Raw genomic sequence first — 13,725 nt, 5'->3', positions numbered from 1 at the left:
TTTGCTTGAGGAGAGACCGATGGTAGCCGCATTGCTTGATCGTCTGGGAGTCAACCCGGCCCTGTACCAGAACGGCAAAGTGCCGGTGCATTCGCCCATTGACGGCAGCGAAATTGCCTCGGTGAACTGGGAGGGCGCTGCCGAAGTCGAGCAGCACATCAGTCGCGCAGATCATGCATTCGAGCACTGGCGCAAGGTGCCGGCGCCGCGTCGCGGTGAGCTGGTGCGCCAGTTCGGCGAAGTGTTGCGCGAGTACAAGGCCGATCTTGGCGAGCTGGTATCGTGGGAGGCCGGCAAGATCACTCAGGAAGGTCTGGGTGAAGTGCAGGAGATGATCGACATCTGCGACTTCGCCGTTGGCCTGTCGCGCCAGCTGTACGGTCTGACCATCGCCTCCGAGCGCCCGGGCCACCATATGCGTGAAACCTGGCATCCGCTTGGCGTGGTCGGCGTCATCAGCGCGTTCAACTTCCCGGTCGCAGTGTGGGCGTGGAACACCACTCTGGCGCTGGTCTGCGGCAACCCGGTGGTGTGGAAGCCGTCGGAGAAAACTCCGCTGACCGCGCTGGCCTGTCAGGCGCTGTTCGATCGCGTAGTGAAAAATTTCAGTGATGCCCCACCGAGCCTGTGCCAAGTGGTGATCGGCGGTCGCGATGCTGGCGAAGCGCTGGTCGATGATCCGCGTGTTGCGCTGATCAGCGCCACCGGCAGCACGCGCATGGGCCGCGAAGTGGCGCCGAAAGTCGCCGCGCGTTTCGCCCGCAGCATTCTTGAGCTGGGCGGCAACAACGCGATGATCCTCGGCCCGAGCGCCGATCTGGACATGGCAGTGCGCGCGATTCTGTTCAGCGCCGTCGGCACCGCCGGGCAACGCTGCACGACTTTGCGCCGTCTGATCGCCCATGAATCGGTCAAGGAAGAAATCGTCACTCGCCTCAAGGCTGCCTATTCGAAAGTACGCATCGGCCATCCGCTGGAAGGCAATCTGGTCGGCCCGCTGATCGACAAGCACAGCTTCGAAAACATGCAGGATGCACTGGAACAGGCGCTGAGCGAAGGCGGCCGGGTGTTCGGTGGCAAGCGCCAACTGGAAGAGCAGTTCCCCAATGCTTATTACGTGTCGCCGGCCATCGTGGAAATGCCCGAGCAGAGCGACGTGGTCTGCAGCGAAACCTTCGCGCCGATTCTCTACGTGGTCGGCTACAGCGATTTCGAGGAAGCGCTGCGCCTGAACAACGCCGTGCCGCAAGGCCTGTCATCGTGCATCTTCACCACCGACGTGCGTGAGGCCGAGCGGTTCATGTCGGCGGTCGGCAGCGACTGCGGTATCGCCAACGTCAACATCGGCCCGAGCGGCGCGGAAATCGGCGGCGCGTTTGGTGGCGAGAAAGAAACCGGCGGCGGCCGTGAGTCCGGCTCCGATGCCTGGCGCGCGTACATGCGTCGGCAGACCAACACCGTCAACTACTCGCTGGAATTGCCGTTGGCGCAGGGCATTACATTCGACTGAAAGGTGGAGGTCGTCTGTAGGAGTGAGCACTGTGGCGAGGGGATTTATCCCCGTTCGGCTGCGAAGCAGTCGTCGCTTTTGAAATTTTGGGGCCGCTCCGCGACCCAGCGGGGCGGTGCGACGTTTCGCTAAATCCCCTCGCCACACGGGGCTCACTCAGGTTTGTGTGTTTGTTGGGTTTCTGTTGGAGTCTGGCAATGCCGTTACGCGAAGAATGTCTGTGGGAAACGCTCACGCCACAACGCCCGGATAACGCCGCGCTCAGGGGCGAGGTCAAGGTCGATGTCTGCGTGATCGGCGCCGGGTTCACCGGGTTGTCGGCGGCGCTGCATCTGTTGGAAAAAGGCAAAAGCGTCTGCGTGCTGGAAGCGCATCGCGCAGGGCATGGTGGCTCCGGGCGCAATGTCGGGCTGGTCAACGCCGGCATGTGGATTCCTCCGGACGAGATCGAAGCCGGGTTCGGCGAGGCGGTCGGCAGTCAGCTCAACCGCATGCTCGGTGCGGCGCCGGCGCTGGTGTTCAGCCTTGTAGATAAATACAACATCGATTGCCAATTGCGCCGCGAAGGCACTTTGCACATGGCGCATAACGCCAAGGGCGAGGCGGATCTGCGCAGTCGCGAGCACCAGTGGAAGCGCCGTGGCGCGCCGGTCGAACTGCTCACCGGCAAGGCCTGCGAGCAAGCCACCGGCACGCAGAAAATTGCCGCCGCGTTGCTTGATCGCCGCGCCGGCACGCTCAATCCGATGGCCTATGTCACCGGGCTGGCCAATGCCGTGCGCGGGCTCGGCGGGCAGATGTTCGATCATTCGCCGGTGACTCGCCTCGAGCGCATCGGGCAGAACTGGTCGGTGCAAACCGCCCAGGGTTCGGTACTCGCCGAACAAGTGGTCATCGCCTCCAACGCCTACACCGAAGGCGACTGGACCGAACTCAAGCGCAATTTCTTTCCCGGTTATTACTACCAGGTCGCCTCGGTGCCGCTCAGCGAAGACGCTGCGCAGGAAATTCTCCCGGGCGGGCAGGGCTCGTGGGACACCCGTCAGGTATTGAGCAGCATCCGTCGCGACAAGGACGGGCGCCTGTTGCTTGGCAGCCTCGGCAATGGCAATCAAAAACCGACGTGGTTTCTCAAGGCCTGGGCTGATCGGGTGCAGCAGCATTACTTCCCCAATCTGAAGCCGGTCGAGTGGGAATGCACCTGGACCGGGCGCATTGCGTTTACCCCTGATCACCTGATGCGGCTGTTCGAGCCCGCGCCCGGACTGGTAGCCGTCACCGGTTATAACGGTCGCGGCGTCACCACCGGTACGGTGGTCGGCAAAGCCTTCGCCGATTACCTGTGCAACGGCGATCCGCAGGCACTGCCGATTCCCTTCGCACCGATGCAGCCCCTGGCCGGTGTGGGCTTGCGCAGTTGCCTGTACGAAGCCGGGTTTTCCCTGTATCACGCGGGCCAGTGCCTGCGCATCGTCATTTGAGTGTTGAAATTTGTTGCCGCAAGCGGCGCTTTTGCATCCAGCGACTAGCCTGTAATGGTGCGGGTTGTAGCAGTCCCGCACCAGCAGTGTGCAGTTCGGTGACGCGTGCTGTTACAGGCTGGTTGCACGTCGTTTGCCGCTGCGGTTGCAATGATGGCGCGTGCGGGTTGCGCCTGAAAAAACAAATGGTTTCACCTTCCGCGGTTTAGACGGTTGCACGCCCAATGAAAATGGGACCGAAACAGTCGAAATAACAACAACGCAGCGACTTTTTGAAGAATAAAAAACCGATGGCACGGGCCTTGCTCTGAGCTTTGAGTGAAGTGAAGTCGCAGTGCCAACTAAAAAAAACCTTGGAGCACCACCTCATGTCCCAGACGTTTTACAAGAAAGGCTTTCTGGCCCTCGCAGTCGCTACTGCGCTGGGTGTTTCTGCGTTTGCTCAAGCTGATATCAAGATCGGTGTAGCGGGTCCGATGACCGGTGCCAACGCGGCATTCGGCGAGCAGTACATGAAGGGTGCACAGGCGGCGGCCGATGCGGTCAACGCGGCGGGTGGCGTCAATGGGGAAAAAATCGTCCTGGTCAAAGGCGACGACGCCTGCGAACCGAAGCAGGCAGTGACGGTCGCCAAGGACCTCACCAACCAGAAAGTCGCCGGCGTGGTCGGGCACTTCTGCTCCTCGTCTACCATTCCAGCCTCGGAAATCTACGACGAAGCCGGGATCATCGCGATCACCCCGGGCTCGACCAACCCGCAAGTTACCGAGCGTGGCCTCAGCGCCATGTTCCGTATGTGCGGACGTGACGACCAGCAAGGCATCGTTGCCGGCGACTACATCGTCGACATGCTCAAGGGCAAGAAAGTCGTCGTGCTGCACGACAAGGACACCTACGGCCAAGGCCTGGCGGACGCCACCAAGGCTCAGCTGGAAAAACGCGGCGTCAAGCCTGTGCTGTACGAAGGCCTGACCCGCGGCGAGAAAGACTTCAGCACCATCGTTACCAAGATCCGTGGCGCCGGCGCCGATGTCGTCTACTTCGGCGGCCTGCACCCGGAAGCCGGTCCACTGGTTCGCCAGCTGCGCGAACAAGGTCTGAAAGACGTCAAGTTCATGTCCGATGACGGCATCGTGACCGACGAGCTGGTGACCACCGCTGGCGGCCCGCAATTCACCGACGGCGTGCTGATGACCTTCGGCGCCGACCCGCGCCTTTTGCCTGAAAGCAAGACCGTAGTGGACGCGTTCCGCAAGGCCGGCACCGAGCCTGAAGGCTACACCCTGTACGCCTACGCCTCGGTTCAGACTCTGGCGGCAGCGTTCAATGGCGCCAAGTCCAACAAGGGTGAAGAGGCTGCGGCCTGGCTGAAGAAGAACCCGGTGAAAACCGTGATGGGCGAGAAGACCTGGGACGCCAAAGGCGACCTGAAAGTCTCCGACTACGTGGTTTACCAGTGGGACAAGGACGGCAAATACCACCAGCTGGAAAAGCAGAAGTAAGGGCTGAAGCGATCATCTGATCACCACCGATCCCCTGTGGGAGCGAGCCTGCTCGCGAAGACGCACTGACAAACAACCTCTGCGTTGAATGTTCAACCGCTTTCGCGAGCAGGCTCGCTCCCACAAAGGGGTTCCGTGTGGTCAGGGCTGATCACGCTCCGACATTGCTCCGACGTACATCTGTATTTTTCCTAGAAGAACCGCGCGCCCTTGGCGCGCAGGTTCTCACTGCGTGAGATTGCGTTATGGATGGTATTTTCCTGCAGCAACTGGTCAATGGCCTGACCCTCGGGTCGGTCTATGGCCTGATCGCCATCGGCTACACAATGGTCTACGGCATCATCGGCATGATCAACTTCGCCCACGGCGAGGTTTACATGATTTCCGCTTACCTGGCGGCAATCAGTCTGGCTCTGCTGGCTTACTTCGGTATCGAATCCTTCCCGCTGCTGATGCTCGGCACGCTGATCTTCACCATCGTCGTCACGGCGGTGTATGGCTGGGTCATCGAGCGTGTTGCCTACAAACCCCTGCGTAACTCGACCCGCCTGGCGCCGCTGATCAGCGCTATCGGTATTTCGCTGATTCTGCAGAACTACGCACAGATCGCTCAGGGCGCCAAACAACAGGGCGTGCCTACGCTGCTGACCGGTGCCTGGCGTGTTGAAGTCGGCACCGGCTTCGTACAACTGACCTACACCAAAGTCTTCATCCTGATCGCCGCATTCGTCGGCATGGGGCTGCTGACCTACGTCATCAAATACACCAAGCTCGGCCGCATGTGCCGTGCGACCCAGCAAGACCGCAAGATGGCCTCGATCTTGGGGATCAACACCGACCGGGTGATTTCCTATGTGTTCATCATCGGTGCAGCCATGGCGGCACTGGCCGGTGTGCTGATCACCATGAACTACGGCACGTTCGACTTCTATGCCGGCTTCATCATCGGCATCAAGGCGTTCACCGCAGCGGTGCTTGGCGGCATCGGTTCACTGCCCGGCGCGATGCTCGGCGGGATCATCCTCGGCATCTCCGAGTCGCTGTTCTCCGGTCTGGTCAACTCCGACTACAAAGACGTGTTCAGTTTCTCGCTGCTCGTCCTCGTACTGGTCTTCCGGCCGCAGGGCCTGTTGGGCCGTCCTCTTGTGTCGAAGGTGTAAGCGATGTCTGCAACCACTGAAAAATCCATCGATATCAAAAAAAGTCTGGTCGAGGCGATTCTTGCCGGCCTGATTGCGCTGATCGTGTTCGGGCCGATTGTCGGCGTGGTCCTCGACGGCTACAGCTTCAACCTCGAAGCGACTCGCGTGGCGTGGATCATTGCCATCGTCATGGCCGGTCGCTTTGCCCTCAGCCTGTTCCTGCAAACCCCCAAGGGCCTGAAGATCCTCGACGGATTCGAGAGCACCGGTTCCGGTGTGCACGTGCTGCCGGCGGACTACAAATCGCGGCTGCGCTGGATCATCCCGCTGATCATTGTGCTGGCGATCATCGTGCCGTTTGTTTCCAACTCCTATTTGCTCGGCGTGGTCATCCTCGGTTTGATCTACGTGCTGCTGGGGCTGGGGCTGAACATTGTGGTCGGTCTGGCCGGGCTGCTCGATCTTGGTTACGTGGCGTTCTACGCCATCGGTGCCTACGGTCTGGCTTTGGGTTATCAATATCTGGGTCTGGGTTTCTGGACGGTGCTGCCGCTGGCGGCAATCACCGCAGGCCTGGCGGGCTGCATTCTCGGTTTCCCGGTGTTGCGTCTGCACGGTGACTATCTGGCGATCGTGACCCTGGGCTTCGGAGAAATCATTCGTCTGGTGCTGAACAACTGGCTGTCCCTGACCGGCGGCCCGAACGGCATGCCGGCGCCACTGCCGACTTTCTTCGGCCTGGAGTTCGGCAAGCGGGCGAAGGATGGCGGAGTACCGTTCCATGAGTTCTTCGGTCTGACCTACAACCCCGACGTGAAGTATTACTTCATCTACGCAGTGCTGTTCCTGGTGGTGCTGGCGGTGCTGTACGTCAAGCATCGGCTGGTGAAGATGCCGGTCGGTCGCGCGTGGGAAGCGCTGCGTGAAGATGAAATCGCCTGCCGCTCGATGGGTCTCAACCATGTGCTGGTCAAGCTCTCGGCGTTCACCATCGGTGCGTCGACGGCGGGTCTGGCCGGGGTGTTCTTCGCCACCTATCAAGGCTTCGTCAACCCGACCTCGTTTACCTTCTTCGAATCGGCGCTGATCCTCGCCATCGTCGTGCTCGGCGGCATGGGCTCGACCATTGGCGTAGTCATCGCCGCGTTTGTGCTCACCGTCGCTCCGGAACTGCTGCGCGGCTTCGCTGAATACCGCGTGCTGCTGTTCGGCATCCTGATGGTGTTGATGATGATCTGGCGACCACGCGGGCTGATCCGCATCAGCCGCACCGGGGTCAAACCACGCAAAGGTGCCATTCACTACGAGAGGACTGCGCCATGAGTGAAGTCGTACTCTCTGTTGAAAAACTGATGATGCATTTCGGTGGCATCAAGGCTTTGAGCGATGTCAGCCTAAAGGTCAAACGCAATTCGATCTTCGCCCTGATCGGCCCCAACGGTGCTGGCAAGACCACGGTGTTCAACTGCCTGACCGGTTTCTACAAGGCCACGGGCGGCAAGATCGAACTCAATGTGCGCGGCCAGCAGACCAATGTCATCCAGTTGCTGGGCGAGTCGTTCAAAGCGACCGATTTCGTCTCGCCGAAATCCTTCCTCAGCCGCATGTACTACAAGATGTTCGGCGGTACTCACCTGGTGAACCGTGCAGGTCTTGCCCGTACGTTCCAGAACATTCGCCTGTTCAAGGAAATGTCGGTGCTGGAAAACCTGCTGGTGGCGCAGCACATGTGGGTCAACCGCAACATGCTCGCCGGCATCCTCAACACCAAGGGCTATCGCAAGGCCGAGAGCGATGCGTTGGATGTCGCGTTCTACTGGCTGGAAGTGGTCGATCTGGTCGACTGCGCCAACCGTCTCGCCGGTGAACTCTCGTACGGCCAACAACGCCGTCTGGAGATTGCTCGGGCCATGTGCACCCGCCCGCAGATCATCTGCCTCGACGAACCGGCCGCCGGCCTCAACCCTCAGGAAACCGAAGCGCTCAGCGCGATGATCCGGCTGCTGCGTGACGAGCACGATCTGACCGTGGTGCTGATCGAACACGACATGGGCATGGTCATGAGCATTTCCGATCACATCGTGGTTCTCGACCACGGCATCGTCATCGCCGAAGGCGGGCCGGAAGCGATCCGCAACGATCCGAAAGTGATCGCGGCCTATCTGGGCGCCGACGAAGAGGAGCTGGTATGAGTCAACCGATCCTCGAACTGCGTAATCTGGACGTGTTCTACGGCCCGATCCAGGCGCTCAAAGGCGTTTCCCTGCAAATCAACGAAGGCGAGACCGTCAGCCTGATCGGCTCCAACGGTGCCGGCAAGTCGACCTTGCTGATGTCGATCTTCGGCCAGCCACGGGCGGCGGGCGGGCAGATTCTCTATCAGGGCGTCGACATCACGCAGAAGTCCTCGCACTACATCGCCTCCAACGGCATCGCGCAGTCACCGGAAGGGCGGCGGGTTTTCCCCGACATGACCGTCGAGGAAAACCTGCTGATGGGCACCATCCCGATTGGCGACAAGTACGCCAAAGAGGACATGCAGCGCATGTTCGAGCTGTTTCCACGGCTTGAAGAACGACGCAATCAGCGGGCGATGACCATGTCTGGCGGTGAACAGCAGATGCTCGCCATCGCCCGTGCGCTGATGAGCCGGCCGAAGCTGTTGCTGCTCGATGAACCGAGCCTGGGCTTGGCACCGATCGTGGTGAAGCAGATTTTCGCCACGCTGCGCGAGCTGGCGAAAACCGGGATGACGATTTTCCTCGTCGAGCAGAACGCTAATCATGCGTTGAAGCTGTCGGACCGGGCTTATGTGATGGTCAACGGCGAGATTCGCCTGACCGGCACCGGTAAAGAACTGTTGGTGAACGAGGAGGTGCGTAACGCCTATCTGGGCGGGCACTGATTCTTCTCGCGGTTGTACACAGCCCCGGCGACGAGAGTCCCGGGGCTTTTTTATTTTTTGAATCCACCACAGGTAAATTGGGTAATTCCAGAAATTGTGGAAAACAAATTCCCCAAGCTGCCAAAGCGCGACATATAGACGCTGCAAATGGCTGTTTTTCCACAGTTTTGACTTGTCCCCGGTTACTGTGGAACTGGCTGTGAATAACGTGGGTGTATATGGTTGCAGGCCTTGTAATCCGTGGTCTCCAGGCTTGTGATTGTTTTTTGATCAGTAAGTTTCAAGCAGGCGTGAGGCGCCATTGTCAACCTTTTTATAGCGCATCCAGGTCGGGTACTGTTGTGTGTAAAAGCCTGTGGATAAGTCTGTGACTAAACTCTGGAAAGACCTCGCGGAGCGCCGTAATTGCTGGCCTCGCGCAATCACCCGGTTGCACCGTCCGTCGTGCAAAATGCCCTGTCCCGCACATCCCCCGCCTCACGGTCAAGCAAAAAACTTTCCATTTCGCCCGCAAAGCCTTGTGTGGCGCGGCTTTGCGCGTTTGCACTTGCCCCCGGAAACTGTGGAGCAGACTGTGGATAACATGCGTGCACATGGCTACAGGCCACGCTGGCTGTGGCCTTGGCGGGTCTGGTTGATTTTTGTACAGCTGGCAAGTGTTGCCCGTATCCGCGAGGGCGGGCATGCTGCCTGCTGATTTCTATTCCAAGGGCTGCCGTAGCGGCCGAAGCAAGGAGAACACGATGTCCGACACCCTGTTTATCACCGGCGCGACGTCCGGTTTTGGTGAAGCCTGTGCCCGTCGTTTTGCCGAGGCTGGCTGGAAGCTGGTTCTGACCGGCCGTCGTGAAGAACGCCTCAATGCCCTGTGCGCCGAACTGTCGAAGCAGACCGAAGTGCATGGTCTGGTCCTCGATGTGCGCGATCGCAAGGCGATGGAGGAGGCAATCGCCAACCTGCCGCCGTCGTTCGCCAAACTCCGTGGCCTGATCAACAACGCCGGCCTGGCGCTCGGTGTCGACCCGGCGCCGAAGTGCGATCTGGATGACTGGGACACCATGGTCGACACCAACGCCAAAGGCCTGATGTACGCCACTCGCCTGCTGCTGCCTCGGCTGATCGCCCACGGCCGTGGCGCCGGTATCGTCAACCTCGGTTCCATCGCCGGCAACTATCCGTACCCGGGCAGCCACGTGTACGGCGCGACCAAAGCCTTCGTCAAACAGTTCTCGCTGAACCTGCGTTGCGACTTGCAGGGCACTGGCGTGCGGGTCAGCAATATCGAGCCCGGCCTGTGCGAAAGCGAGTTCTCGCTGGTACGTTTTGCCGGTGACCAGGAACGCTACAACGCCACTTACGCTGGCGCCGAGCCGATCCAGCCGCAGGACATCGCCGAGACGATCTTCTGGGTCATGAACACCCCGGCGCATATCAACATCAACAGCCTGGAGCTGATGCCGGTGAGCCAGACCTGGGCCGGGTTTGCCATCGAGCGTAACAAGGCTTGATACCGCGTTGAGGCCATTCGCGAGCAGGCTCGCTCCCACAGGAGAATGCATTTCAAACTGTGGGAGCGAGCCTGCTCGCGAAAACGCCGGCACAGGCAAAACAGGACGATAAGCTAAACTCCGCACTCAACCAGCCCACTGCATTCGGCGGTGTGCAAGGTTTCATGAGGCGTTCAAGTGAGTAACCGAGGTGAGCAGGCACTGCTCAAAGAGTCGACGCTGCTGATGCTGGCGGTGTCGATTGCCGGGATCGTCACCGGTTTTGTTTCAGGTTCGCAATCCATCCTGTTCGATGGCTTTTTTTCGCTGATCGCGACATTCATCAAAATCCTGATGCTGATCACCGCCCGGCTGATCGCCAAGCAAAGCAATCAGCGTTTCCAGTTCGGCTTCTGGCATCTGGAACCGATGGTGTTGCTGATCGAGGGCAGCTTCCTGCTGTTGATCGCCATCTACGCCTTTCTCAACGGCGTGTTCGGCATCATCAATGGTGGTCGTGATATTGAGTTGGGTCTGGTGATCGTCTATGCGGCGGTGTTTACCGTCGTCGAGTTCGCCTACTTCTTTTACGTGCGCCGGCGTAATCGCACGCTCAAATCCAGCCTGATCCAGTTCGACAACATCAGTTGGCTGGTCGACGCGATGCTGTCTGTGGGCCTGTTGATCAGTTTCCTCGCCGCGCTGCTGCTCAAGTCCCAGGGCTATGGCGAGTGGGCGGTGTATGTAGACCCGCTGATCCTGATCGTGCTGGCCCTGACCATGCTGCCCCCGGCGTTGAAGATCCTCGGCCCGGCGTTGCGTGATGTGCTGGGTATTGCCCCGGACACTCTGGATGAGCAGGTCAGGCAGGTCATGGAGGTGGCGAAGGTCGAGCATGGTTTCGAGGATTACGTGTCCTACGTGCAAAAGCACGGTCGGGCGCGGTTCATCGAAATTCATGTGGTGTTGCCGGCGGATTATCCGCTGCGCGATGTCGCGCAGCTGGATGCGCTACGTGAACAGATATCGGCGCAGTTGGGCGAGCCGGATGCGGCGCGCTGGTTGACGATCAGCTTCACCGGGGACAAGAAGTGGATTGCCTGATCTGATCCGGATGTCTGCTGAGAACACAGTAATCCTCTAGCCCCAAATCCTGCTTTGCACGAGGCAGCGAAGATATTCAGCCAGTCCGCTATAACAAGTCGCCAAATGATAAGGCGTGGTCGAAGGCATGTCCTTGCGGCTGACCTCTCCATTCTCATCGCGACACTCATACCAGCCGCCGGCATGCAGAAACCGCTGCTGCAACGCCTGCAACTGGCGCAGCACCACCGCTTCGCTGTCCGCCCGCAAGGTCAGCGCGCGCAGATATTCGGCCTGAGCCCAGATCCGCTGGGTCGAATCCCTTGGCCGTCCATTGCCATCCAGATCGAGCATCGCCCGCACCGCGCCGCAGGACTCCAGCACGCCGTACTGCTCGGTAAAGGCAAATGCCCGATCCAGCGCCCGGTGCAGTTTCGAATCGCGCAACAGCGCCGACGATTCGAGCAGGAAATACCATTCGAACTGGTGCCCCGGCTCGTACCAGTTATCCACAGCACCCAGTGGCTTCTCCATCAACACGCCGTATTGCGGATCGACGAATTGCTTGTGCATGGCTGTGCATAACTCAAGCAGGGCCTTCTGCGTCTGCGGGTCTTCGCGCACCGCCAGAGTGGCCAGAAAGGCTTCGGCCAAGTGCATCAGGGGATTTTGTAGTGGGCCGGCTTGCAGAGTGTTCCAGTCCCGCTCAAGGCAGGCTTCGTACAAACCGTCGCCGGTGGCGAAACGGCGGCCGATGATTTCCAGCGCGGCGTTGAGTGTCGACTCGGCCAGGGAATCCCGGGACTTGTCCCAGTAATGCGCGCACGCAAACAGGATGAAGGCGTGGGTGTAGAGATCCTTGCGCTGGTCCAGCGGCTTGCCCTGTGCGTCGATGCTGTAGAACCAGCCGCCGTGCTCGGCATCATGGAAATGCCGTTGCAGGGAACGGAACAACGCGGCGGCGCGGACTTCGGCGTTATCCACAACCCCGATCAGGCTGGAGAACAGATACAGCTGGCGTGCGCAGGCCATCGCCCGATAGCGTTGCGCTGGCAGCGGTTGATGCGCGGCATCCAGCGCCTCATAGGGCAACGCCATGTCGGCATTCCAGCCCGGGCCTTGCCACAGTGGCACGATCACGTCGAGGAAGTGCTGCTGCACTTGGCCAAACAGGGCGGTCAATTCGGGCAGGGCGGTGGAGCGGGAAGCGTGGGGCATGGGCGGGCGTCACGGGCTGGGGCGATTGCGCGACATGGTAGCAGAGAGCACCGCTTGAGAGAGGCGGTGTCTGCCAGGCCGTCTTCGCGAGCAGGCTCACTCCCACAGTGGATTTGCAGCGTACACAAAACCTGTGGGAGCGAGCCTGCTCGCGAAGAGGCCAGTGCAGGCGCTAAAAAATCAGCCTGCCAACAACCACACCCCGGTCGCCGCCGAAGCCGCACCCGCCAACCGCACCAGCGGCGCCGCTGCCTGCGGAAGAACCCGCACCACGCCATAACCGAGCGCATGCAAAACCGCTGTTGCCGCGACAAACCCGGCCGCATACGCCCACGGGCTGCTCATTTCCGGCAGCTCCAGCCCATGCGCCACGCCATGGAACAGCGCAAACAGCGCCGTCGCTGCCACCGCCATCACCAGCGGCGGACGCACGGCCAGTGCCACGGCCAGGCCCAGCGCCAATACCGAAGCGGCAATCCCGCTTTCCAGCGCCGGCAACTCGAGCCCCTCAAAACCGAGCAAACCTCCGAGCAACATGGTGCCGACAAAGGTGCACGGCAGCGCCCAGCGCGCCGCGCCTTGTTGCTGCGCCGCCCACAAACCGACGGCGAGCATTGCCAGCAAGTGGTCGAGCCCGCCGATCGGGTGGCTGATGCCTGCGATGAGGCCACTGTCGCCATGGCCCGGGTGAGCGAAGGCCAGCGCCGGTGTCAGCAGCAACGCCAGAGCGCCAAGAATGCGTTTGAGTGTCATGGATAAGCTTCCTTGTGGATAAATGGATCAGGCGGCGGTCAGCAGGCCCTGACGTTCGATGAAGGCGATGATTTCTTCGAGGCCCTGACCGGTTTTCTGGTTGCTGAACACGAACGGCTTGCCGTTGCGCATGCGTTTGGTGTCGCTGTCCATCATTTCCAGCGAGGCGCCCACCAGTGGCGCGAGGTCGATCTTGTTGATCACCAGCAGGTCGGATTTGCAGATCCCCGGGCCGCCCTTGCGCGGCAGCTTGTCGCCGGCGGAGACGTCGATCACGTAGATGGTCAGATCCGACAGCTCCGGGCTGAAGGTCGCCGAGAGGTTATCGCCGCCGGACTCCACCAGAATCAGATCCAGCCCGGGAAAGCGCCGGTTCAGTTGATCGACCGCTTCGAGGTTGATCGAGGCGTCTTCGCGGATCGCCGTGTGCGGGCAGCCGCCGGTTTCCACGCCGATGATCCGCTCCGGCGCGAGGGCTTCGTTGCGCACGAGGAAATCGGCGTCTTCGCGGGTGTAGATGTCATTGGTGACCACGGCGAGGTTGTAGCGCTCGCGCAGGGCCAGGCACAGGGCCAGAGTCAACGCGGTCTTGCCGGAACCGACCGGGCCGCCGATGCCGACGCGCAGAGGTTGTGTATCCATTT

12 protein-coding genes are annotated in these 13,725 nt (G+C 60.5%); 9 read left to right on the top strand and 3 right to left on the bottom strand.

Features of this window, described 5'->3' with window-relative positions; all coding sequences use genetic code 11:
• Window positions 1–19: 19 nt before the first annotated feature.
• The 9 genes from amaB to ACYSTU_RS08365 all read left to right on the top strand — a co-directional run bounded on the left by amaB (window position 20) and on the right by ACYSTU_RS08365 (window position 11,131).
• Window positions 20–1,510, top strand: a complete 1,491-nt coding sequence (gene amaB / locus ACYSTU_RS08405) for an L-piperidine-6-carboxylate dehydrogenase (protein ID WP_130888324.1) — start codon at window positions 20–22, stop codon at window positions 1,508–1,510.
• A 197-nt stretch (window positions 1,511–1,707) separates the two neighbouring features.
• The gene (gene amaA / locus ACYSTU_RS08400; protein WP_498997419.1) at window positions 1,708–2,991 is read left to right on the top strand and encodes an L-pipecolate oxidase; all 1,284 of its coding nucleotides are present in this window, start codon (window positions 1,708–1,710) and stop codon (window positions 2,989–2,991) included.
• Between the two features lie 368 nt (window positions 2,992–3,359).
• Window positions 3,360–4,493 carry an ABC transporter substrate-binding protein gene (locus tag ACYSTU_RS08395; RefSeq protein ID WP_130910618.1) on the top strand — a complete coding sequence of 378 codons (1,134 nt, stop codon included), beginning with the start codon at window positions 3,360–3,362 and terminating at the stop codon, window positions 4,491–4,493.
• 245 nt (window positions 4,494–4,738) lie between these two features.
• A complete protein-coding gene (locus tag ACYSTU_RS08390) occupies window positions 4,739–5,653 on the top strand; it encodes an ABC transporter permease subunit (RefSeq protein WP_016771918.1) in 915 nt (304 codons plus the stop codon).
• A gap of 3 nt (window positions 5,654–5,656) precedes the next feature.
• Window positions 5,657–6,958: a high-affinity branched-chain amino acid ABC transporter permease LivM gene (gene livM / locus ACYSTU_RS08385; protein ID WP_024011385.1), complete on the top strand. Its 1,302-nt coding sequence runs from the start codon at window positions 5,657–5,659 to the stop codon at window positions 6,956–6,958.
• Complete coding sequence (locus ACYSTU_RS08380) at window positions 6,955–7,827, top strand: ABC transporter ATP-binding protein (RefSeq protein ID WP_041480710.1); 873 nt, start codon at window positions 6,955–6,957, stop codon at window positions 7,825–7,827. Before livM ends, ACYSTU_RS08380 begins: the two co-directional genes overlap by 4 nt.
• Entirely contained in the window at window positions 7,824–8,540 is a 717-nt protein-coding gene (locus ACYSTU_RS08375) for an ABC transporter ATP-binding protein (RefSeq protein ID WP_016771915.1), read from the top strand. Before ACYSTU_RS08380 ends, ACYSTU_RS08375 begins: the two co-directional genes overlap by 4 nt.
• 743 nt (window positions 8,541–9,283) lie before the next feature.
• Window positions 9,284–10,048 carry an SDR family oxidoreductase gene (locus ACYSTU_RS08370; protein WP_498997412.1) on the top strand — a complete coding sequence of 255 codons (765 nt, stop codon included), beginning with the start codon at window positions 9,284–9,286 and terminating at the stop codon, window positions 10,046–10,048.
• Between the two features lie 177 nt (window positions 10,049–10,225).
• On the top strand, window positions 10,226–11,131 hold the full coding sequence (locus ACYSTU_RS08365) for a cation diffusion facilitator family transporter (protein WP_498997409.1): 906 nt from the start codon (window positions 10,226–10,228) through the stop codon (window positions 11,129–11,131).
• Between the two features lie 36 nt (window positions 11,132–11,167).
• Here the strand turns inward: ACYSTU_RS08365 and ACYSTU_RS08360 are convergent, their stop codons facing one another.
• From ACYSTU_RS08360 to ureG, 3 genes are all read right to left on the bottom strand, one after another.
• Window positions 11,168–12,328, bottom strand: coding sequence for an AGE family epimerase/isomerase (locus ACYSTU_RS08360; protein WP_498997407.1), 1,161 nt, complete (start codon window positions 12,326–12,328; stop codon window positions 11,168–11,170).
• 180 nt (window positions 12,329–12,508) lie between these two features.
• Window positions 12,509–13,081, bottom strand: coding sequence for a HupE/UreJ family protein (locus tag ACYSTU_RS08355; RefSeq protein WP_125917516.1), 573 nt, complete (start codon window positions 13,079–13,081; stop codon window positions 12,509–12,511).
• A gap of 27 nt (window positions 13,082–13,108) precedes the next feature.
• Window positions 13,109–13,723 (bottom strand): urease accessory protein UreG, encoded by a 615-nt coding sequence (gene ureG / locus ACYSTU_RS08350; RefSeq protein ID WP_016771910.1) that lies wholly within the window; start codon window positions 13,721–13,723, stop codon window positions 13,109–13,111.
• Window positions 13,724–13,725 lie beyond the last annotated feature (2 nt).

It is taken from the genome of Pseudomonas glycinis (assembly GCF_054871425.1).
The sequence above is the reverse complement of the archived record's forward strand: the minus strand, read 5'-3'. Positions and strand labels throughout refer to the sequence as shown.